Origin of the sequence: Streptomyces liliifuscus (assembly GCF_016598615.1) — a bacterium.
Lineage (GTDB): Bacteria > Actinomycetota > Actinomycetes > Streptomycetales > Streptomycetaceae > Streptomyces > Streptomyces liliifuscus.
Genome location: NZ_CP066831.1, coordinates 5,424,489 through 5,443,236 on the forward strand (window position 1 = coordinate 5,424,489; position 18,748 = coordinate 5,443,236).

The 18,748-nt window shown below is 68.9% G+C and carries 18 protein-coding genes; 10 read left to right on the forward strand and 8 right to left on the reverse strand.

Annotated features, from left to right (window positions below; genetic code table 11):
- The first annotated feature begins 427 nt into the window (after positions 1 to 427).
- The 3 genes from JEQ17_RS23195 to JEQ17_RS23205 all read left to right on the forward strand — a co-directional run bounded on the left by JEQ17_RS23195 (position 428) and on the right by JEQ17_RS23205 (position 4,014).
- Positions 428 to 1,540, forward strand: coding sequence for a LacI family DNA-binding transcriptional regulator (locus JEQ17_RS23195; RefSeq protein WP_200397019.1), 1,113 nt, complete (start codon positions 428 to 430; stop codon positions 1,538 to 1,540).
- A gap of 197 nt (positions 1,541 to 1,737) precedes the next feature.
- A complete protein-coding gene (locus tag JEQ17_RS23200) occupies positions 1,738 to 2,955 on the forward strand; it encodes a metallophosphoesterase (RefSeq protein WP_407700159.1) in 1,218 nt (405 codons plus the stop codon).
- Between the two features lie 183 nt (positions 2,956 to 3,138).
- Positions 3,139 to 4,014, forward strand: coding sequence for a hypothetical protein (locus JEQ17_RS23205; protein ID WP_200397021.1), 876 nt, complete (start codon positions 3,139 to 3,141; stop codon positions 4,012 to 4,014).
- A 229-nt stretch (positions 4,015 to 4,243) separates the two neighbouring features.
- Here JEQ17_RS23205 and JEQ17_RS23210 read toward each other — a convergent pair whose 3' ends face one another.
- Together JEQ17_RS23210 and thiC are read right to left on the reverse strand one after the other, a co-directional pair.
- On the reverse strand, positions 4,244 to 5,347 hold the full coding sequence (locus JEQ17_RS23210; RefSeq protein ID WP_200397022.1) for a hypothetical protein: 1,104 nt from the start codon (positions 5,345 to 5,347) through the stop codon (positions 4,244 to 4,246).
- Positions 5,348 to 5,494: 147 nt separating this feature from the next.
- Positions 5,495 to 7,342 (reverse strand): phosphomethylpyrimidine synthase ThiC, encoded by a 1,848-nt coding sequence (thiC, locus tag JEQ17_RS23215; protein WP_234048327.1) that lies wholly within the window; start codon positions 7,340 to 7,342, stop codon positions 5,495 to 5,497.
- A 220-nt stretch (positions 7,343 to 7,562) separates the two neighbouring features.
- On the opposite strand from thiC, the gene JEQ17_RS23220 reads away from it, so the two are divergent.
- Positions 7,563 to 9,056 carry a YibE/F family protein gene (locus JEQ17_RS23220; RefSeq protein ID WP_200397023.1) on the forward strand — a complete coding sequence of 498 codons (1,494 nt, stop codon included), beginning with the start codon at positions 7,563 to 7,565 and terminating at the stop codon, positions 9,054 to 9,056.
- A gap of 228 nt (positions 9,057 to 9,284) precedes the next feature.
- Here JEQ17_RS23220 and JEQ17_RS23225 read toward each other — a convergent pair whose 3' ends face one another.
- The 4 genes from JEQ17_RS23225 to JEQ17_RS23240 all read right to left on the reverse strand — a co-directional run bounded on the left by JEQ17_RS23225 (position 9,285) and on the right by JEQ17_RS23240 (position 11,545).
- On the reverse strand, positions 9,285 to 9,725 hold the full coding sequence (locus tag JEQ17_RS23225) for an SsgA family sporulation/cell division regulator (protein WP_055610301.1): 441 nt from the start codon (positions 9,723 to 9,725) through the stop codon (positions 9,285 to 9,287).
- A gap of 99 nt (positions 9,726 to 9,824) precedes the next feature.
- Positions 9,825 to 10,550 (reverse strand): IclR family transcriptional regulator, encoded by a 726-nt coding sequence (locus JEQ17_RS23230; protein WP_407700160.1) that lies wholly within the window; start codon positions 10,548 to 10,550, stop codon positions 9,825 to 9,827.
- Between the two features lie 290 nt (positions 10,551 to 10,840).
- Entirely contained in the window at positions 10,841 to 11,053 is a 213-nt protein-coding gene (locus JEQ17_RS23235) for a DUF5326 family protein (protein WP_200397024.1), read from the reverse strand.
- A 174-nt stretch (positions 11,054 to 11,227) separates the two neighbouring features.
- Complete coding sequence (locus JEQ17_RS23240; protein WP_055610299.1) at positions 11,228 to 11,545, reverse strand: cupin domain-containing protein; 318 nt, start codon at positions 11,543 to 11,545, stop codon at positions 11,228 to 11,230.
- A 60-nt stretch (positions 11,546 to 11,605) separates the two neighbouring features.
- Here JEQ17_RS23240 and JEQ17_RS23245 point away from each other — a divergent pair, with 60 nt between their 5' ends.
- From JEQ17_RS23245 to JEQ17_RS23265, 5 genes are all read left to right on the forward strand, one after another.
- Positions 11,606 to 11,983 (forward strand): phage holin family protein, encoded by a 378-nt coding sequence (locus tag JEQ17_RS23245; RefSeq protein ID WP_200397025.1) that lies wholly within the window; start codon positions 11,606 to 11,608, stop codon positions 11,981 to 11,983.
- A gap of 7 nt (positions 11,984 to 11,990) precedes the next feature.
- Positions 11,991 to 12,494 (forward strand): low molecular weight protein-tyrosine-phosphatase, encoded by a 504-nt coding sequence (locus JEQ17_RS23250; RefSeq protein ID WP_200397026.1) that lies wholly within the window; start codon positions 11,991 to 11,993, stop codon positions 12,492 to 12,494.
- Positions 12,491 to 13,630 carry a cystathionine gamma-lyase gene (locus JEQ17_RS23255; RefSeq protein WP_200397027.1) on the forward strand — a complete coding sequence of 380 codons (1,140 nt, stop codon included), beginning with the start codon at positions 12,491 to 12,493 and terminating at the stop codon, positions 13,628 to 13,630. The genes JEQ17_RS23250 and JEQ17_RS23255 overlap by 4 nt, the downstream gene beginning before the upstream one ends.
- 213 nt (positions 13,631 to 13,843) lie before the next feature.
- Positions 13,844 to 14,749: a LysR family transcriptional regulator gene (locus JEQ17_RS23260; protein ID WP_200397028.1), complete on the forward strand. Its 906-nt coding sequence runs from the start codon at positions 13,844 to 13,846 to the stop codon at positions 14,747 to 14,749.
- 66 nt (positions 14,750 to 14,815) lie between these two features.
- Positions 14,816 to 15,298 carry an NUDIX domain-containing protein gene (locus JEQ17_RS23265; protein WP_200397029.1) on the forward strand — a complete coding sequence of 161 codons (483 nt, stop codon included), beginning with the start codon at positions 14,816 to 14,818 and terminating at the stop codon, positions 15,296 to 15,298.
- Positions 15,299 to 15,312: 14 nt separating this feature from the next.
- Here the strand turns inward: JEQ17_RS23265 and JEQ17_RS23270 are convergent, their stop codons facing one another.
- Both JEQ17_RS23270 and JEQ17_RS23275 read right to left on the reverse strand, forming a co-directional pair.
- On the reverse strand, positions 15,313 to 17,034 hold the full coding sequence (locus JEQ17_RS23270) for a globin domain-containing protein (RefSeq protein ID WP_234048328.1): 1,722 nt from the start codon (positions 17,032 to 17,034) through the stop codon (positions 15,313 to 15,315).
- 419 nt (positions 17,035 to 17,453) lie between these two features.
- The gene (locus tag JEQ17_RS23275) at positions 17,454 to 18,086 is read right to left on the reverse strand and encodes an HAD family hydrolase (RefSeq protein ID WP_200397031.1); all 633 of its coding nucleotides are present in this window, start codon (positions 18,084 to 18,086) and stop codon (positions 17,454 to 17,456) included.
- A gap of 76 nt (positions 18,087 to 18,162) precedes the next feature.
- On the opposite strand from JEQ17_RS23275, the gene JEQ17_RS23280 reads away from it, so the two are divergent.
- A complete protein-coding gene (locus JEQ17_RS23280) occupies positions 18,163 to 18,744 on the forward strand; it encodes a DUF2269 domain-containing protein (protein ID WP_200397032.1) in 582 nt (193 codons plus the stop codon).
- Positions 18,745 to 18,748 lie beyond the last annotated feature (4 nt).

The window sequence follows — 18,748 nt, forward strand, 5'->3', positions numbered from 1 at the left end:
TCCTCCTCGTGACCGTCTCCGGCTCATGACCACCACCGGCTACCAATGCTCCTCACCTTAAGAGGATTCGGCCCCGCTGCGTATGGCCCGGGGCCGACCGCATCTACGGCGCCCGGCAGCCGCGTACGCACTCCCGGGCATCACCGCCCGAAGGCGTACGAAAGAGGGGGCGCGCTGCCCACCGGAGCACGCGCCGGTGGCTCGCGCCGTGGCGCGCATCCCTCGTGAAGGTGAGTTGAGACCTCTTCGAAACATGGCCCATTTGGCAGGCCCATGCGCGCCGACAAGTGACGTCCTGCCATTGAATCGGTCAACTCCCTTCTCTTCCAAGGGACTTGTCTGTTGATGACCATGCAGAAACGTGCCTGTCAACGCGTGCATATGCGTCCGCACTACCCCACCTCATGAGCCCTACTATCGGCTCGCCATGACAGCAGCAGGGAAGCACCAGGTGAGCCGGTCGGATACCTCCCGCCGAGGAAGCCGGCCGGGCCGGGCGGGCATCAGAGACGTGGCCGCGGCCGCGGGAGTGTCCATCACGACCGTGTCCGACGCGCTCAACGGCAAGGGGCGGCTCCCGGACGCCACCCGACGCCATGTCCGCGAGGTCGCCGACCGGCTGGGCTATCGCCCCTCCGCCGCGGCCCGAACGCTCCGTACCGGAAAGTCCGGCCTCATCGGCCTGACTGTGACGACCTACGGGGATGAACCTTTCACCTTCACGGAGTTCGCGTACTTCGCGGAGATGGCCAGAGCCGCCACCTCGGCCGCGCTCGCCCGGGGCTACGCCCTGGTCATCCTCCCCGCGACCTCGCGCCACGACGTGTGGTCGAACGTGGCCCTGGACGGGACGGTCGTCATCGACCCCTCCGACCAGGACCCGGTCGTCAGCGAACTGGTCCGCCAGGGCTTACCGGTGGTCTCCGACGGCCGCCCGGCCGGCACGCTGCCGGTGACCGCCTGGGTGGACAACGACCACGAGGCCGCGGTCCTGGGCATCCTCGACCACCTGGCCGACGCCGGCGCCCGCCGGATCGGCCTCCTCACGGGGACGACCACGGACACGTACACACATCTGTCCACGACCGCGTACCTGCGCTGGTGCGAGCGTGTGGGCCAGGATCCGGTGTACGAGGCCTATCCCGCGCACGATCCGTGCGCGGGGGCCGTCGCCGCCGACCGGCTCCTCGCCCGGCCCGACCGGCCGGACGCCGTCTACGGGCTGTTCGACCCGAACGGCACCGACCTCCTCGCGGCGGCCCGCCGCTACGGACTGCGCGTACCGGAGGACCTGCTGCTCGTGTGCTGCAGCGAGTCCACCGTGTACGCCAACACCGAGCCGCCCGTCACGACACTCTCGCTCAAACCGCGTCGCATCGGCACGGCCGTGGTCCAGCTCCTCATCGACGCGATCGAGGGGGTCGAATCGGACCAACCGGTCGAGCAGGTGATACCGACCGAGCTGATCGTGCGGACGTCGTCGCAGCGACGGCCGCCCCGGACGACCGTCAGCCCGCCCCGATCACCTGAGGAGGGATGACCTCCGGATGACCTACGGGTAAATCCGGCGCGGAAAGCCCCTCCCAATTCGGGAGAAAACCACGGTGAACTGGGGTTCTGCTCCGATTCACCACCCCTGGGTCATCACATGGCGCGATCCGCATTCCTATGATGGGCGGACGACACCGCGGGCCGCTGCGACCAGGCAGTCCGACGCGGTGCAGATGCGGCGCGATGGTGGTGGAGGGGTCGATGACTCAGGGGGCCGGTCAGGGACCCGAGATGCGTACGCCGACGGTGCGCGACTTCCGCGTGCCGGCGTACGTCCACGAGGCCGGTCCGTACACGCAGTCCCCCGGCCCGTACCCGCAGTCCGGCGAGGTGTACGACCAGGCCGCCGAGCCGTACGACCAGGCCCGGGACCAGTCCGCCGGTCCCTACGCCGAGGGCTCGCGGCAGTACGGCCGACCGGGCCCCTACGCGCAGCAGACGCCTCCCGGCGAGGGCGCGGGACCGGCCGGCGAGCCGGAGGGCTACACACCGACGCAGCGCGATCTGCCCGTCATCAACCGCGGTGACACCGTTCAGGTACCGGTCGAGCCCGAGGCCGGACCGGTCGTCCAGCCCGCCGAAGGGCCGGGACCGCTCTACGTCGTCGGTGACGTCCACGGCTATCTCGACGAGCTCGTCGCCGCGCTGCGCGAGAAGGGCCTCATCGACATCGACGGCAGCTGGGCGGCGGGGACCTCGCGGCTGTGGTTCCTCGGTGACTTCACCGACCGCGGGCCCGACGGCATCGGCGTCATCGACCTCGTGATGCGGCTCTCCGCGGAGGCCGCCGCGGCCGGGGGCTACTGCAAGGCCCTGATGGGCAACCACGAGCTGCTGCTGCTCGGCGCCAAGCGGTTCGGGGACACCCCCGTCAACTCCGGGGCGGGAACGGCCACCTTCCAGGCCGCCTGGCTGCTGAACGGCGGCCAGAAGACCGACATGGAGCGCCTCCAGGACCACCATCTGCAGTGGATGGCCCGCCTGGACGCCATGGAGATGGCCGACGGGCACCTTCTGGTGCACTCCGACACCACCGCCTATCTCGACTACGGCGACTCCATCGAAGCGGTCAACGACACCGTCCGCGAGACGCTCACCCGCAATGACGCGGACGAGTGCTGGGACGTCTTCCGCAAGTTCACCAAGCGCTTCGCGTTCCGCGACGACGGCGGTGCGCAGGCGGTGCGCTCCTTGCTGGACATGTACGGCGGATCACGCATCGTCCATGGTCACAGCCCCATTCCCTATCTCCTGGGAGAGGTCGGCTCGGAGGAAGGGGAGGATTCCCCGAACCCCGTCGTCGAGAAGCCGCATGTGTACGCCGACGGGCTCGCCATCGCGATGGACGGCGGCGTGACCATGGCCGGAAAGCTGCTGGTCCAGCAACTTCCCCTGGATAGCTGAGCGTTCATCGGGCAGGCGTACCCCGACGGAGGACAAGCGCAACACAGGGGCAAATTCTGGAAACCCCCTGTCACCGTGTGCCGTCACCGCTCTACCATCGGCTTATCCGTAGCAGGCTCCCCTCCGTTTCTGCCCGACGGCTCGTCAGCATGCCGAGCCCCAAGCCCTACGGAGCATCGGGGGATGCACATGAACAGCGTTCCGCAGCACCTGCTGAGCGAGGACCGCCAAGAGTACGAGCGGATCCTCGATGAGGCGCTGCGCTCCGCACCACACCGTCCGGAACTCGCCGCTGTCGGTCAGCGGCTCAACCCCGAACAACTGCGCACGATGGCGCTCAACGCCACCGCTCTCATCACGGCGGCCGCGGCGACCGAGTACCAGCACTATGTGAAGGTCCGCGAGGAACTGCGCCAGCCGGCGCCGTCCGCCCCTCCCGTCCGCGAAGGATCCAGCAGCAGCACCACGGATCCGGCCACGGGCGCGGTCGGGATCGCCACGACCATGGGGGAGGTCGCCGAGACCGCCGGGGCGGGTGCCGCGGCGGTCGTCGCCGTGCTCGCTCCTGTCCTCGCCGGCACCGCCGCGGCGATCTTCCTGCTCGTCGGCTACATCCTGAAGATGCTCGACCCCCAGCCGGGCATCGCCCAGACGCTCCTCACCACCGGGTGGGTCTTCGGAGCCATCACGGCCGTCACGATCCTGGTGGCCGCGGTCGGTCTCCTGCTCGCCGCCCTGCGCAACGGCGCCAGTTCACTCCAGGCCGACGCGCACGGCGAACGCAGCGAAGAGGTGAACCGGGCCAGGGAGGCCTGGCACGACGCCCTGCTGGAGCGCGGCATCATGCCGTTCCTCAGGGAGGCCCTCGCCGACCCGGGCACGGCCGCCCTCGGCCGTACGAAGCCGTCGGCGCCGATCAGCCGGATGCCTCAACTCGGCTACAACCGGCCAGGCTTCAGCAGCCCGGACGGGGGTCCGACAGCGGGGCCCCGCCCCAGCTTCTCCAGCCCGGACTTCAGCAGCCCCGACTTCGGGGGGCCGGAGCACCAGCCGGAGTAGTCCCGCCCTCGCCCGGGCCCGGCCCTGAGCGGGGCCGGCAACCGGGCGCGGCCAGGCGGAGCGGGGACCGACCCGACCGGCCGCAGCGTCGCGGGCACTACGCCCGCGACGGCCGGGTTCCGGCGGGTGCGGCGCCTCTCTGTGCGGTGCCGTCATGCCGCGCCTCCGTGCCATGCCCCAGTGGCGCGCCTTCATGCCGTTCCTCCGTGCCTCCCCCTGCATTCCGCTTCTACATGCGTCGCAGGATCTGCGCGGTCGCTCGCTCGACCGGTGTGCGGTTGTAGACATGCACCAGGGCGAGGTGGAAGAGCGCCGGTGCGAGCGGGGCCCACCGGTGGACGCGGTCGGCCCGCAGCATGTACTTGACCACGGTCGCGGGGCGGAAGGGCACGTAGTCGATGGTCTGGTGCTCCCATCGGTCCGCGACTCCCCTGCTCATCCGCGTCTGCAGGCCCTCGCTGGTCAGGTCCTTGAGCCTTGCGTAGAAGTGGGCACTCCAGTGGCGCTTGTCGGTGTCGAGGACGAAGGCCAGCAGCTCCAGTGAGTACTCGTGAAGCTCCAGGGACAGTTCCTCGCGCATGCCCCGCCGGGCCACCGCGTGCAGGTCGGGGGCGCTCCTTCCGGACGAGTCGATGTGCCGTGACATGCCCTCGTTGACGGAGGAGTTCCAGACACCGGGCGCCATACGGACCCGGTCGCTTCTCTGGCTCACGACCACCATGTCGTCGGCGGTCACCACCGCGATGTTCACGGCGAAGCTGCACTGCAGGAACGCGGGTGCCGCCAGCGGATCGTCCGGGTCCAGATAGCGGGACCGCGGGCTTGTTCCGTCGGGCAGACGCCGGTCGAGCTGTTGAGCCGCCAGAAAGGTGAAGTAGTCCGTCGGACGCAGCCGCAGGTGCACCTCGGGGTGCTCGTCGAGAGGGGTTCGGGACACGTCGAGCGATTCGACCGCGTAGCGAGGGCCGTTCCACAACGGTGTCCGACCCTCTGTCCGCCCGCGCGCGTCCTCTTCCTCGAGCTCCGCCCGCCAGCCGGCCATGTCCGAAGGCAGCTCGATCTCCTCGTCGAGTACCTGGATATAGACGGATTCAGCGGATATCGACGACTCGCCGTCCCCTTCGACGATCAGGGCCGAGGTGTGAAGTGGCCCCAGGGAGAAGGTTCTCCACGCCGGACTGGACTCCTCCCGCTTCCTCAGGGTGCGTACGGCACGGGTCGAGCGGGTCCGCAGCCTGTACCAGCCGTTCTGCAGGGGCTGCTGGAACAGCACTGCGAACAGCATCCCCAGCACGGCGCCGACAACTCCGTTGGCCACATCTATCCCGCCCATGTCAGGCAGGGTAGGGAAGTTGATCACGCCCATGCGCGATCTTGTCTCTACCGTTACGGCCCTTGGGCAAGGCGTCGCGTTCTCCCGCGAGGCCCCGGCCTGGATGGCCGGGACCTCGGGGAGAAAGGGTCGGACAGTGCGCCGGCGTCAGTCGGCCATGGGCAGGTACACCCTGTTCCCGCTCGCCGCGAACTCCTTCGACTTCTGGAGCATCCCCTCAGCGACCTCCTCGGCCGTCGCCCCCGCAGCCGCCGTGCCACCGAACTGCTCGGTGATGCTGTGGCTGATCTTCATCGAGCAGAACTTCGGCCCGCACATGGAGCAGAAGTGCGCTGTCTTGGCGGGCTCGGCCGGGAGGGTCTCGTCGTGGAACTCCCGGGCCGTGTCGGGGTCGAGGGCCAGGTTGAACTGGTCCTCCCAGCGGAACTCGAAGCGGGCGTCCGACAACGCGTCGTCCCACTCCTGTGCGCCCGGGTGTCCCTTGGCGAGGTCCGCCGCATGGGCCGCGATCTTGTAGGTGATGACGCCCGTCTTGACGTCGTCACGGTTGGGCAGGCCCAAGTGCTCCTTGGGCGTGACGTAGCAGAGCATGGCCGTGCCCCACCAGGCGATCATCGCGGCACCGATGCCGGAGGTGATGTGGTCGTACGCAGGCGCGACGTCCGTCGTCAGCGGGCCGAGCGTATAGAACGGAGCTTCATCACAGATCTCCTGCTGAAGGTCGATGTTCTCCTTGATCTTGTGCATCGGGACATGCCCCGGGCCTTCGATCATGGTCTGTACGTTGAAACGCTTCGCGACCCTGTTGAGTTCCCCGAGCGTCCGCAACTCCGCGAACTGAGCAGGGTCGTTGGCGTCCGCGATCGAACCGGGCCGGAGCCCGTCGCCCAGCGAGTACGTGACGTCGTAGGCCGCGAGGATCTCGCACAGCTCCTCGAAGTTCTCGTACAGGAACGACTCCTTGTGGTGCGCCAGGCACCAGGCCGCCATGATCGAGCCGCCGCGCGAGACGATGCCGGTCTTGCGGTTCGCGGTCAGCGGGACGAACGGCAGCCGCACACCCGCGTGGACGGTCATGTAGTCCACGCCCTGCTCGGCCTGCTCGACGACCGTGTCCTTGTAGATCTCCCAGGTCAGTTCCTCGGCCCGCCCGTCGACCTTCTCCAGCGCCTGGTAGAGCGGGACCGTGCCGATGGGGACGGGGGAGTTGCGCAGCACCCACTCCCGCGTGGTGTGGATGTTGCGGCCGGTGGACAGGTCCATGACCGTGTCGGCGCCCCAGCGGGTCGCCCAGGTCATCTTCTCGACCTCCTCCTCGATGGAGGAGGTGACCGCGGAGTTGCCGATGTTGGCGTTGACCTTCACCAGGAACCGCTTGCCGATGATCATCGGCTCGATCTCGGGGTGGTTGACGTTGGCCGGCAGCACGGCCCGGCCCGCCGCGATCTCCTCGCGGACGACCTCGGGAGAAACGTTCTCCCGGATGGCCACGTACTCCATCTCCGGTGTGACCTCACCCCGCCTGGCGTACGCGAGTTGCGTCACCGCTTGTCCGTCACGGCTTCGCCGGGGCTGGCGCGGGCGCCCCGGGAAGACCGCGTCGAGGTTGCGCAGTCCGCCGCGCGGTGAGGTGTGCTTGATCCCGTCGTCCTCGGGGCGGACGGGACGGCCCGCGTACTCCTCGGTGTCACCGCGGGCGATGATCCAGTTGGCCCGGAGTGCCCCGAGGCCCCTGCGTACGTCGGTGTCGACGGCCGGATCGGTGTACGGGCCGGATGTGTCGTACAGAGTGACCGACTGCCCGTTGGTGAGGTGCACCTGACGGACCGGCACCCGCAGGTCGGGGCGCGAACCCTCGACATACCCCTTGTGCCAGCCGATGGACTTCCCAGCCTCGCCGTTCTCGGTCGAAGCAGTCACTCCACCGCTCTCGGCCGAGGCGAACGCCCCGTCCGTCAGGCTGGCGGCAGGCGTGCGTACGTCCTTGTTGGTCATGAGACCTACTCCCTACGCCGGCATTACCCGGTAACAGGTTCGGCGGTCGACGCAGCGATTTCCGTCCGGCAATGTTCCACGTGAAACATCGCGTCTACGGAGGTCAGCGCCCTCTCAGCCCGGTGCTCCGAGCTCCCGCGTGTGCAAAGGTAGCTCCACGCTAGCGTCAGATGTGGCGCGGTGAACAGTGGGCCCGGGCTGTTCTTGCGATGATCGGTCGGTGACCACGACGCAGCAGCCCCCACTCCCGCCGTCCGAACCGCCCCACGGACACGGCCATGACGGCCATGGCCACGGCGGCGGACCTGGGAACGGACCCCACGGCCCCGGAGGGGGCGGCGGCGGAGACCGGCCCGGCGGTGGCGACGGTGGCGGACCGGGTGGCGGCGGGCACGGGCACTCGCACAGTCACGGACCCGCAGCGCCTGTCTCGATGCATCTGCGCAAGGTCATCGCGGCCGTGCTGATCCCCTTCGCGGCGGCGGTCGTCGTCGGCCTCGTGGTGCTCTGGCCCGGCGGCGCCCCGGGGCACGAGCGCACCGGTGTCGGCTTCGACCGGCAGACCCAGCAGGCCACGGTGACCAAGGTCGACAAGGTCGACTGCAAGTCGGTGAACGCCTCGGGGGAGACGCCGACCGGCGACACGTCGACCGCCGAGGGCTCTTCGGCTCAGCAACAGGCGACCGGCAGCTGCAAGAAGGCGACAGTCCGGGTCGACACCGGCAAGGACAAGGGCCGTACGTTCACCGAGATCGTCCAGCCGGACTCCTCGCGGCAGCTGGAGCAGGGCCAGAAGGTGATCGTCGCGTATGCGCCGGACGCCCCCAAGGAGCTCCAGTACTCGGTCACCGACGTGAACCGCAAGCTCCCGATGACACTCCTCGCCGGGATCTTCGCCGTCGCCGTGGTCGTGGTGGGCCGGATGCGCGGTGTCATGGCTCTGGTCGCACTGGCGGCCAGCTTCCTCATCCTGACGTTCTTCATCCTCCCCGCGATCCTGCAGGGCTCGAACCCCCTGGTCGTGGCGGTGGTCGGGGCGAGCGCCATCATGCTGATCGCGCTCTACCTGTGCCATGGACTGTCGGCCCGTACGTCGGTGGCGGTACTCGGCACCCTGCTCTCCCTGCTGCTGATCGGGCTGCTCGGCTCGCTCTTCATCGACTGGGCCGCGCTGACCGGCAACACGGACGACAACACCGGTCTGATCCATGGGCTGTACCCATCCATCGACATGAGCGGCCTGCTGCTCGCGGGCATCATCATCGGCTCTCTGGGCGTGCTCGACGACGTGACGGTGACGCAGACGTCGGCGGTCTGGGAGCTGCACGAGGCCAATCCGACGATGGGCTGGCGCGGGCTGTACCGCGCGGGCATCCGCATCGGCCGCGACCACATCGCGTCGGTCGTCAACACGCTCGTCCTCGCCTATGCGGGCGCCGCGCTGCCGCTGCTGCTGCTCTTCTCCATCGCGCAGAGCAGTGTGGGGACGGTGGCCAACAGCGAGTTGGTCGCCGAGGAGATCGTGCGCACGCTCGTCGGCTCGATCGGACTGGTCGCCTCCGTGCCGGTGACCACGGTTCTCGCCGCCCTGGTCGTCTCGGCGGACCGCCCGGGCCCAGCCGCCCCCGCACCACAGGAACAGCCGCAGCCGCAGCCCCAGTCGGGCGCCAGGGCGCCTCTGCGTGGCGGAAGCGGTCGCCGCCGCAAGCACTGAAGCCGGCCCCTGCCGGACCCGGTTGCCAAGAGTTGAGCGCCGAGAGCTGGAAGCTGAGGGCTGAGAAGAAGCGTTACGGCAGCCCGCGCAGCCGCGAGGCAACAGGCGGCATGACGTACGGCCGACGCCAGGTGGGATGAGCGCGCGTCACACCTGTACGGGACGACACACCTGTACGGGACGACGTACGGCCAGGCAGCGTCCCGCCTGCCCCGCCCCGTATCCGCGTCACCCCGCGCTCTGTTCCTCCGCCAGGATGCGGTTCAGCGCCTCGTCGAGGTGCGTGTCGAAGTCCGCGAGGGAACGCTCCTGGCCCAGCGGCACCAGCCTGTCCGTACGGTCGAGGAACGCCAGCAGCGGCGCCGTCCCACAGCGGAACAACGCGTGGTCGCCGCCCACCTGAAGCCGGATCAGCACATCCCCGAACCCCTCGGTGTCGGCGGGAGCGATGTGCACATCACCGTCCCCGCACGCCCGGCCCACCCCGTCGATCAGCAGCTCCCGGCCGAAGGCCCAGGTCACCGGCGCGTCACCGGGCAGGTGGAAGGTCAGCCGCACGGCATAGGGATCACAGGTCTCGTAGCGCAGCTCCACCGGGATGCGAAAGGAGAGCTCCTCCGAGACGACGAAGCTCATCATGACCTCTGCCTGTACTACCGACTCGCGCATCGCCTACCCCGTCGTTCGCCTTCGACTGGCCGGGAATCATCCACCTGACACTGCTGGCATCTTGCTGAACGTACACACCAGATCACAAGGAGTGAGTTTTCAGATGCTGATAGAGAGCGAGAGTGTCCCCAGCAGCCTGCCGATCTCGCTCTGCAATCGGCGTGCCGCGGGCAGCAGTCGGTCGGCCTGGTGGGCCGGCAGCGAAATGGCGATTGTGGCCGCAGTACTGCCCACGGTGATCGGAATCGCGGCGCAGACCGTCCCCAGCGCGTACTCCTGACGCTCGATCACGGGCTGCATTCGTCGTGCGGATTCGAGGCGTCGCAACAGAATTCGATCGTCACGCACCGTATATGGCGTGATGGACCGAACGGGGTAACGATCGACGTGGTCCCGACGAGCCTCCTCGTCGAGCTGGGAGAGCAGACACTGGCCGATCGCGTGCGCGTGGCCCGTCTCGCGGAAGTCGGCCCACTCCTCGACGGCGGGATTGGCCGGAGCGTCGGCGACGCACTGGACCTCGATCTCACCGTCGCGGTAGAGCGCGTAGTACACGGGGGCGCCGATCGAATCACGGCACTGAGCGAGTGCGTCGGCAACCATGCTGCGACGTTTCTGCTGGGCTCCGCTGTTGCTCAACCGCTCGACCGCTTCGCCGAGGAAGAACAGGCCCTTCTCCCGGCGCAGATAGCCCTCGTGGGCCAGCGTGCGCAGCAGGTGGTAGGCCGTGGGCAGGGCGAGCCCGGCCTCACGGGCGAGCTGCTTCGCGGGCGCCCCGTGTTCATGGCGGGCGACGGACTCCAGGAGGCGCATCGCACGCTGCACGGATCCGATGAGGGTCGTGGGATGCGGCTCGGAGGAAGGGACGTGCCGTCCTGCGGGTGCGGTGTCAACCGTGGCCAAGGGTTACTCCCGAAGCGCGAGGGGGGCCGCCCGTGCGGGGGTAACACGGGAGGGATCAGAGCGCCGCTCGCGGGAATCAACCCCGCGTCGAATTCCGGACTTTAACCGTCTGCCACCGCTCGCAGACGGCCTGTGCCGAAACTTCCCTCGCCCGAGGGAACTGCCCGTTCCCGTTACCGCCGGCCGGTTGCCGACCGGCGGGTCCCCCTTGCCTACCAGTCGCTCCTCGACGAGGAGCTCGACATGAACTTCCGTACGACGTAGACCAGTCCGCCGACCAGCGCCACGAAGACCAGCAGCTTGAAGAGCAGGCCGATCACGAAACCGACGACGCTCGCTATCAGGCCGCCGAACACGACCAGGGCGATGACCGGCACCGCGACCCACTTAATCCACCACGGCATACCCGCGAAGATCTCTCGCATCGCCCTTGTTCCTTGTCTCTCTGCCCGTTTCCGAGTGCTGTCCGAGCCCGCTCCCGAAGGGTGACGGGTCTTGAATGTCCTGCCCTCGATGCTAGGCGCGGCAGGGGTGCCGACGGGGGCCTCGCACCCCTTGTCCTCCCCTGAACGTTCCCCTAGGGAACCCTGAGGCGGAGGTCAGCTCTCCGGCGGAGAGAAGACCACCACAACCCGCAGATCCTCGCTGATGTGGTGGAACTTGTGGGCCACCCCCGCGGGCACGTAGACGACGCTGCCGCGTGCCACCTGGGTCGTCTCCATGCCGACCGTGATCGCTGCGCGGCCGCTGACCACGAAGTACACCTCGTCCTGACGGTGGGGCTGCTGAGGGTCCTGGGTGCCTGCGTCCAGCGCGTACAGGCCGACCGACATGTTCTTCTCACGCAGGAACTGCAGGTACGCGCCGTCGTTGGCGGCGCGCTCCGCCTCCAGTTCGTCCAGCCGGAATGCCTTCATCGCCCTTGTCCGCCCTTGCCCCGCTGCTCGTGGTCGATCTCGTCTGTCACGATCAGACACATGAAGAATTTCGTAGTCAAGACGATCGCCAACGCCGGCGCACTGGCCGTCGCCGTGTGGCTGCTGGACAAGATCACCCTGTCCGGTGACAGCACGGGCAAGGAGATCGGCACGCTGCTGCTCGTCGCACTGGTTTTCGGCCTGGTCAACTTCCTGGTCAAGCCGATCGTGCAGGTGCTGACGTTCCCGCTGTTCATACTCACGCTCGGCCTGATCACGCTGGTGATCAACGCCCTGATGCTGCTGCTCACCTCGTGGCTGGCGGACAAACTCGACCTGAGCTTCCACGTCGAGGGCTTCTGGACCGCTGTCCTGGGTGGCCTGATCATCTCCATCGTCTCCTGGGCGCTGAACGTCGTCCTCCCCGACAAGGACTGAGCGACTGATGCCCTTTCGCGTGTGCTTCGTCTGCACCGGCAACATCTGCCGCTCCCCGATGGCCGAATCCGTCTTCCGCGCGCGGGTGGCGGAGGCCGGCCTCGACGGCCTGGTCAAGGTGGACAGCGCCGGCACCGGCGGCTGGCACGAGGGCGACGGCGCCGACCCGCGCACCGTCTCCGTCCTGGAGGCAGGCGGTTACGAAGGCGGCCATGCGGCCCGCCAGTTCCACGCCGACTGGTTCGCCGAGCTCGACCTGGTCATAGCCCTCGACGCCGGCCACCTGCGGGCCCTGCGCCGTCTCGCCTCCACTGAGGCGGACGCCGAGAAGGTGCGCCTGCTGCGCTCGTACGACCCTGCCGTCGCGTCGGCCTCGGGAGCCGACCTCGACGTGCCGGACCCCTACTACGGGGGCCTGGACGGCTTCGAGGAGTGTCTTGAGATGGTGGAGGCGGCGAGCCCCGGCCTGCTCGCCGCCGTACGGGAGCAAGTGGAGGGACAGGCGGCATGACCGATTCCGTTACGGGAGCCGGTGACGGCACACGCGCGGTGCGCGCGGGGCTGCCCGAGCCCGTCAAGCACGAGCCGACCCTCCCGGGGCCGGTCTTCGCCGCCCACTTCCATCTGCCGGGCGACCCCACGGGCCCGTACACCTACGGCCGCGACGAGAACCCGACCTGGACCCACCTTGAGCGCGCCATCGGCGAGCTGGAGGCGCCCGGGCACGATGACGTCGAAACGCTCGTCTTCGCCTCCGGCATGGCCGCCATCTCGTCCGTCCTCTTCTCCCAGCTGAGCGCCGGCGACACGGTCGTACTGCCCGACGACGGCTACCAGGTGCTGCCGCTGGTACGCACGCAGCTGGAGGCGTACGGAATCGAGGTACGCACCGCCCCGACCGGCGGCGACGCCCAGCTCGACGTCCTCGACGGCGCGAAGCTGCTGTGGATCGAGACGCCGTCGAACCCGGGGCTCGACGTGTGCGACGTACGACGGCTCGTCGAGGCGGCGCACACGCGCGGCTGTCTCGTCGCCGTCGACAACACCCTGGCGACCCCGCTCGGGCAGCGCCCGCTGGAACTGGGCGCCGACTTCTCCGTGGCCAGCGGCACCAAGCAGCTCACCGGGCACGGCGACATCCTCCTGGGGTACGTCACCGGTGGCGACGCCGCCGCGATGGCCTCCGTACGGCGCTGGCGCAAGATCGTCGGGGCGATTCCGGGGCCCATGGAGGCATGGCTCGCGCACCGCTCTCTCGCGACGCTCCAACTGCGCGTGGACCGGCAGAACGCCAACGCGCTGGTGATCGCCGAGGCCCTGCGCGACCGGCACGAGGAGCTCGGGGTCCGTTATCCGGGGCTGCCCGGCGACCCGTCGCACAAGATCGCCTCGCAGCAGATGCGGCGCTTCGGGTGTGTGGTGTCGTTCACGCTGCCCACGCGCGCGCGTGCCGACCGTTTTCTCGACGCGCTGCGACTGGTGGACGACGCGACCAGCTTCGGCGGCGTGCGGTCGACGGCCGAGCGGCGCGGCCGCTGGGGCGGTGACGCGGTGCCCGAGGGCTTCATCCGCTTCTCGGCCGGTGCCGAGGATCCTCAGGACCTCGTGGCCGATGTGCTGCGCGCACTCGACGAGTCCTCTCGGTGAGCACTTTCTGATTCACCGGTCAGTAGTGGGCACGTACGGCGGACGGTCCGAGCCTCCCCCCTCGTGGCTCGGACCGTCCCGGTTCTGCGCGCGAAGAACCGCGCGAACAAGGCTAGTTGACTCTGTGTCAGTGTCCAATCACAGTAGCGACAGAGACCTATCGACATATTTATAGTTGGGGGCTTCCGGGGAGCTGGAGAGAGAAGGGACGCCATGGATCTGGCCTTGCTGCGGACCTTCTTGACCGTGCACCGGGCCGGCTCCTTCACCCGTGCGGCCGCCCTGCTGGGCCTCTCGCAGCCTGCCGTCACCTCCCAGATCCGAACCCTCGAACGACAGCTGGGACGCCCTCTCTTCCTGCGTCAGGCGCGTGGAGTGACTCCTACGACCATGGGCGACGAACTCGCCCACAAGGCGGCACCCCATCTCGACGCCCTGGTGGAGATCACCGAGACCGGCCTCGACGAGGACTCCTCCGTACGCACGCTCCATCTCGCAGGCCCTCCGGAGTTCACCGCCGAACGCGCCCTGCCCGCACTCACCGAGCTGACCGGGGACGACGGCCAGGGCTTCGCGCTGCGTGCCTCCTTCGGAAACGCGGAGGAGACGCTGGAGGGGCTTGCCGCCGGGCATCACGATCTGGCCATCAGTACGGCCCGCCCACGCGGCGCCCTGCTCACCGCGACTCCGCTCTGCGACGAGGAGCACGTCCTGGTCGCCGCCCCACGCTGGGCCGACCGCCTCGGCTCCGGCTCGTTGCGTCACCAGGGCGAGCCCTCCCTGGAGAACTTCCCCGTGGTGGAGGTGCACGAGTCACTGCCGTTCGTCGCCCGCTACTGGGCCTCCGTCTTCGACTCCCGCCCGGCCGCCTCGGGCACCGTCATCGTCCCCGACCTGCGTGCTGTCCTCGCCTGTGCGACCACCGGCGCCGGGCTCGCAGTACTGCCGCGCTATCTGTGCGCGGCGGCTCTGGAGCGGGGAGACGTGGTCGCGCTGACCGAACCCGCCGTGCCTCCGCTTCGCACGTACTTCCTGGTCGTGCGCACCGGCACACTGGCCATGCCCCATATTGCGCGGGCGCACGAGTGGCTCACGCACGCCGCCATGGAATGGTCATGACGAAGATGCATCACCTCGTCAAGGGGGCGATGTTTCACGTGGAACCAACTGGGCCACATTTCTCCCATGACCGTCCGACCCGTGGTCAAGCGCACCGCCCGGGCCGTCCTACTGGACGGCAATGACCTGGTCCTCATCAAGCGGACCAAGCCCGGCGTCGATCCCTACTGGCTGACGCCCGGCGGCGGAGTCGAGCCGGAGGACACGACCGTCGTCGACGCACTCCATCGCGAGGTGCACGAGGAACTCGGCGCCAAGGTCACCGATGTGGTGCCCTGCTTCGTCGACACCGTCGAGCACATCGGCGAAAACGCCAGTACGACCGGCGTGAAGGTCCAGCACTTCTTCGTCTGCCGCCTGGAATCCATGGACCCGTCACTGCGCCATGGCCCCGAGATCGACGAGCCCTGCGGAGAGTACGAGATCGTGCGGATCCCCTTCACCCGCGTGGGCATCGCTTCCGTCCATCTCGTACCGCTGTCGCTGCGGCACTATCTCGACGGGAACATCGAGGGCGTACTGGCGATGCACGCACCCGATCTGGGCTGACAGCCGACTCGAAGTCAGTCTCCGGTCACGACGAGTTCTTCCACCGCGTCGTGGCGGATCCGTTCCGACGGGATGCCGATGTCCCTGAGCGCGTCGACGCCGCTGCGGATCATGCCGGGCGGGCCCGACAGATAGGCGTCGTACTCGTTCCACGGCCCGTACTCGCGTACGGCGTCGGGGAGGTTCAGATGCCCGTGCTGATCGACTATCGGGCGCACCGCGAGCCAGGGGTGGCTCTGCTGGAGCCGGAGCATCGTGTCGATGTCGTACAGGTCGTGATCGGTGCGTGCTCCGTAGAACACCTCGACCGGGCGCCGCTCGCCGTGCTCGGCGACATCCTCGACCAGGGCTTTTATCGGCGCTATGCCGGTGCCGCCGCCCAGGCAGAGCAGGCCGCTGTCGGTGGTGTGGTCGACCGTCATCGAGCCGGCCGGGGGGCCGAGCCGCACGACGTCGCCCGGGCGGGCGCGGTGCACCAGCGCGTTGGAGACCCAGCCCGCCGGAATCGCCTTCACATGGAACGACAGAAGTCCGTCGGAGCGGGGCGCCGAGGCGAACGAGTAGTGCCGCCAGATCCGCGGCCACCAAGGGGTCTCCAGGCTCGCGTACTGCCCGGCGAGGAATGGGTACGGCTGGTCGGGGCGGACCGTGATGACGGCGACGTCCGGGGTCCTGAGGTCGTGCGAGATCACCTCGCCGTGCCACCAGGCCGGGGCCCGCAGCTCGTCCGCGGCCGCGGCGTCGATCATGACCTGGGAGATCGTCGTGTACGCCCGCACCCAGGCAGCCTCGGTCTCCCCGTCCCAGACCGACGCGGCGAACCGGCTGAGCGAGCCGATCAGGCACTCGCCGACGGCCGGGTAGTGCTCGGGGCGGGTGCCGTACTTGCGGTGGCCACGACCGAGGTTCTTGAGATACGCGACCAGGACCTCGGTGTTGTCGATGTGCTCGGCCGCGGTCAGCAGTGCCCGCAGGAGCCGGTCCCGCTGAGTGTCCATCGCGGCGGGGAAGAGCTGGCGCAGCTCCGGGTGCCGCACGAAGAGCAGGGCGTAGAAGTACGAGGTGACCTTGTCGGCTACGGGGCCCACCTCGGCCATGGTCCGGCGGATGAGGACGGCGTCGGGGGAGGCGGCCTGCGCGGGGGCAGGAACGGCCACGGCGGCGGCAGGGACAGGGGCGGAGCGCTGGTCGGGAACGCGGGGCGCTTGGTCGGGCCCGGGTGGGGCGGGAGGACCAGTGTGGGCCCGGGGGGCGGTGTGGGCCTGGGAGGCGGGTGTCGCCTCGTACGTCGTGGTCGGCGTCGCGGTCGGCCCGACGGGAGCGGGTCCGGCATGGGCGGCCCCGGCGTGGGTGGCGGCGGCGTGGCGGGCGTCGGCACGGGGAGCCTCGGTATGAGGAGCGTCGGCAGGCACGGACCCGGCGCCGATGGGGTCGCTGTAGACGTGGCCGCCCTCAGGGGAGCCCGCGTGGCGGCCGAGCGTCTCCGTGGCTCCGGTGTCGGCTCGTTCGGTGTCGGGGACGGTCTCGCCGGTCTGGGGTATTCGTTGCCGCGTCGTGGCGTCGGTGCCCGTCGCGGGCCTGCCGACGGGGCGCAACGCGGCCAAGCGGCGGCCCTCGGGCGCGTCCTGCTCGCCGCCCGCGGGCGGCTCCGGCGGCTTGTGCGGCGTGAACCAGCCGCCCCCGCCACTACCCCCTGAAGTGCCGTTGTCGGCCGACGTGGTGGTCGGAGCGTCCATGCTGTGCCTCGCCTCGAACATCTTTCGGTCGGTCTGCGCACTTCCTCGATCGGAAGATGCCTGCTTTCCCCCGCAGACTGCTTGCTTTCCCCGTTCCGCCCCGTCGCCCCATGGCGGCCACATTGAACCTCGGAATCCCGCACCCTACGGACAAGTAAGCTGAGAGTGTGACATTGGCCGCACTACAGCCATCGCAGCATCTCACCCTGCGCCAACACCCCGGCCACGTAACCGGAAATGCGGGTCTTCGATCTCTCTGTCCCGTTAGGCTGCATTGCCCTTTGTTCGCCCCCGGCAGGATGTACGGACATCACACCGGACACGAACCGGAGTCGACCATACCGGCCGCCGTCCGGCACACAAGTCCCCTCTTCCCCACGTCGGGAATTGAAGGGGGACCGGAGCGTCGATTCCTTCAATTACCGGGCAGGGCGCACCAATTCATAGGCATCCCGCAGATCCCGCCCCACATAGGAGTGGGTGGCAAGACCTTCCAGATGCAGATCCGCATTGACGGCGACGGATACCGGCACCACCCCGAACAGGTCCCTGTCCGACATCGAGTCGCCGTACGCGACGCAGTCGGCTCTCTCCACCCCGAACTCCGCGCAGAGCCGGTCCGCGATCCGTACCTTGGCCGCCGCGTTCAGGACCCCGACAGGATCCACCGGCTCGGTGAACGGCACAGCGGGGAAGCGTGATCCGTACGCCGCGTGCGCGCCCCAGCTCGTCAGCCGCTCGACGAAGAAGGAGGGTGAGAGCGAGACGACGGCGCAGTAGTCGCCGCTCCCCCTGATCTCCGCCCAGACGTCCTGGATGCCCTCCAACCACGGCGCGCTTGCGAAAGCGGTCGCCACATGTGCCTCGGTGAGATCTCTCCAGAGGGCGTGTACCTGCGTCGCGTACTCCGGCGGGCCTATGAGCCCCGCTGCGATCGCCTCGTCGAGCGCCACGGTCTCGGCTTCCAGGCCCAGCTGCCGGGAGATCTCCACGGGCGCCGAGGTGCCGTGCAGCAAGGTCCCGTCCAGATCGAAGAGATGAAGTCTCGCCATGTACGCCGAGGCTAGTACGTGGGGTTACTCCCGTCGGCAGACGTACTCTTCGCTCCCGCCCGGCACGGTGTTTCACGTGAAACTAAGCCGCCCCGCACGCCGGGCCACCCTCGTCGTCCATGTAGCCGCCTCCGCGGGCTGGCTCGGGCTCACGCTCGGGCTGCTCGCTCTGGGGATCACCGCGACCACCACAGGGTCCGCGGTGACCGTGGAGGCCTCCGTCCGCGCCATGAAGCTGTTCGCCGACTGGCTCCTGCTCCCCCTCGCGTTCCTCACGCTCGTGAGCGGTCTGGTGCTGTCCCTGGGCACGCCCTGGGGGCTGGCGAGGCACCGCTGGGTCTACATCAAGTTCTGGCTGACCCTGGCCACGATTACCGCCACGGTCTTCGCACTGCGCCCTGGCGTCGGTTCCGCCGTCACGGCTGTAGCCGCAGGTGGCCCGCTGCCTGACGCCGGTGACGTGCTGTTCGGGCCGATCGTCTCGCTGTCGGCCTATCTCTTCATGACGGTGATCTCGGTCCTCAAGCCCTGGGGACTGACCCGACGCGGACGGAGGCTGCGTGAGCTGAAGTCCATCGGGCAGAAGTCGCGCGGGCGAAAGATCAGTTCGGCTGCCCGGAAATCGGTGGACGCCGAGCGGGCATCTCAGACAGCCTGACCTG